General features: G+C 36.6%; 2 protein-coding genes and 1 pseudogene. All 3 read left to right on the top strand.

What is annotated here, in order from left to right; translation table 11 throughout:
* Positions 1–201 precede the first annotated feature (201 nt).
* The gene (locus JCM19033_RS21470; protein ID WP_054637865.1) at positions 202–636 is read left to right on the top strand and encodes a hypothetical protein; all 435 of its coding nucleotides are present in this window, start codon (positions 202–204) and stop codon (positions 634–636) included.
* 115 nt (positions 637–751) lie between these two features.
* Positions 752–2118: pseudogene (locus JCM19033_RS22910) on the top strand (IS3 family transposase).
* A 211-nt stretch (positions 2119–2329) separates the two neighbouring features.
* Positions 2330–2820, top strand: a 491-nt coding sequence (locus JCM19033_RS21455; RefSeq protein ID WP_198153625.1) for a hypothetical protein, incomplete at its 3' end; no start/stop codon positions are given.

The raw sequence follows: 2820 nt of genomic DNA, 5'->3' as shown, positions 1-2820 counted from the left end.
CATATAAATTGGGCGGGGTGGAATACGACTTGGTAAGCATCGGGCGACAAGGATCAAAGGGACTAACAGGGGTTCCGTCAGGAAAATTCTTTCTTAACAAAACACCTAAGTGATTCTCTGTGCATATCCTGTATCATTACTACAGGATTATGATTAAATACAACTCAATCCATACATAAAATAATCAAGGAGAGGTTAATTTTGAAAATTCCAAAGACAGCCAAAGTCAGTATCCCCTTTCCATCCGTATGGGGGATTGATGCTTCTATTGCGGGGAGATCCATTATTAGAGGTATACTTACCATTGATTCCATTGTAGACAACAAAGTAGTAGGTACAGTTAATTTTCGTGGTATACCTATTCCGATTAATGGGTATTGGGACGAAAGAGCTAAACAAATAAGTTTCGATTCACCATATGCCTCCTTTTTTGGCAACTTGACAATATTTGATGAGACCGCTATAAGCATTCGGCATTTCGTTTTAAGTGGACGGTTTATAATGAAACCTCCCTCTTTGCTGGCTGGTGAATATGGAAATTGGATTGCTACAACCTTTACACCCCGTTTGGGACCTCCCATATATACTAATGTTTTACCACCTGCTGGTGCTTTTCAGTCTCAAGTATGCTCTTAGGACAGCAATTGTTTTAATTAGACCATGACTTTATAAAAACAACCTTCGTTTGTGTAAAATGTACCTATAGAGTAGACACGTAAAAAAAGTCTACCTATAGGGTATTTTTTGTGAAATGATTAAACAACACATTACAGAGATTGGGGAAAATAATGAGTAAAAAGACATTTACTGAAAAACAAATAAAAGAATTATACGCCAACCCTTTTGTGAAAACGGTTAGCGCAAAGGGCGTTACTTATACAAATGAATTTAAGAGGTTGTTTATTGCGGAGAGGGAAAAAGGTAAGTTCTCAAGGCAGATATTTCAAGAGAACGGGTTTGATCCAGAAGTTCTAGGTGCTACGAGGATGAAAGCTGCAAGCAAGAGATGGCAAAAAGCTACAGAGAAAAAGGAATTATTGGATTAGATGATACAAGGGCAGGACATTCAGGCGACCGAGAGAAAGAGAACTCTCACTGGATGAACAAAACGCCCGTTTGGAAGCTCAGATTAACTTATTGAAAGCGGAAAACGAGCTTCTAAAAAAGATCCGGTTTATGGAAAGGGGGATGAAAAAGTAGTCTTATGCCCAAGTCAAAAGTATATTTTAATTCGAGAGGTTATCGTTAAGTACAAGTTGAATAAGATGGTAAGTTACCTATGTGATGTAGCTGAGGTCTCAAGAAGCGGGTACTATAACTATTTCAGCCAGGAATCTCAAAAGCGAAGAGACCAGAAAGAAAAACAGGACGAAGCAGCTAAAGAAACGATTTTAAAGGCGTATCGCTTCAAACGCCGAACTAAAGGGGCGCGCCAGATTAAAATGACTTTGGCGGGTCAATTTAATGTTGTCTACAATTTGAAACGTATCCGTCGGATTATGAAGAAATATATGATTATCTGTCCGATTCGAAAAGCGAATCCATACAAACGGATGATGAAGGCAACACATGAGCATTCAGTGGTGCCTAATATGTTAGAACGTAAGTTCAAACAAGGTCTACCTGGAAAAGTACTAATGACTGACATCACATATTTGAGCTATGGAAAGAACCAGCGAGGTTATTTATCTACAATACTGGATGGAGCTTCTGGTGAGGTTCTGGCCTATCAAGTCTCCGACCGGATCACCTTGGACATCGTAACAGACACCCTCCAAAAAGTTAAAGAAAAACAGAAACTTTAAAAAATCCGAAGGAGCCTTTATTCACTCAGACCAAGGCTTTCATTATACGCACCCTGGCTTTCAGAACAAGGTGAAGAAACTAGGGTTACTGCAGTCCATTTCAAGACGAGGCAACTGTTGGGACAATGCCCCTCAGGAATCCTTTTTTGGCCATTTAAAAGATGAAACACACCTTGAAAAATGTTTTACATTGAAAGAGGTAGAACAGGAAATTAAACGATACATGAATTATTACAACCACTTCAGATATAAATGGAATTTAAATAAAATGACCCCTGTACAATACAGGGATCATCTTCGGAAAACTGCCTAGAACTTTTTTAAACTGTCCTTTACAAAGGGTACACTTTATGCCCGTTGGGTTTGTGGTGCTTTTTTTTTTACCTTAATTTTGTGTAAATGAAAGGTTTCGTGAATATAAATTGTTACAGATTTATTGAAGAGACAGAAAAATTAATTAGATAAAGTAGAAGGTTGAAAATTGAATATTTTATATCCGATTGCTGAAGTTAGGAGTACAAAAGATGTTTAGTGAAAAAGAAATACAAAACTATATTTGGGAAAGAAAAGATCAGCTTTCTCAATTAATAATAGGTGATATTCCAAATGTTGATGTTGAATTTGGAGAAAAAATAGAACCAGATAAAGTTTTCTTAAAGATGGTTTTTGAGAGGTTGAATGAAACATTTAATTACACTAAATACATGGATTTAATAGGTGTGGAAGTCCCCTTAAATAAAACGAATGATTCAACCATTAGGGCAGACTTTTTAGGAGTAAACATTGAAGGTGTTGGAATAAGTATTATTGAATTAAAGAAATCCCGACAAACTGAAAGACAAGCTTTTACAGAACTTTTAGCATATAGTAATCATTTGATCTCTCTTTTTCCAACTATGAGCAAGGAAGACATTATTTATATTTTAATTTCACCAATGGAAGAAAGAATAGTTAGAGAAGCCTTTCTACATGCACTATTAGTTGATGGTAAGCGTGTTATCGCATTTATTCCAAC

It is taken from the genome of Thalassobacillus sp. C254, assembly GCF_001310615.1.
Note: the sequence above shows the minus strand (reverse complement) of the source record. Positions and strands in the feature narration are given on the sequence as shown.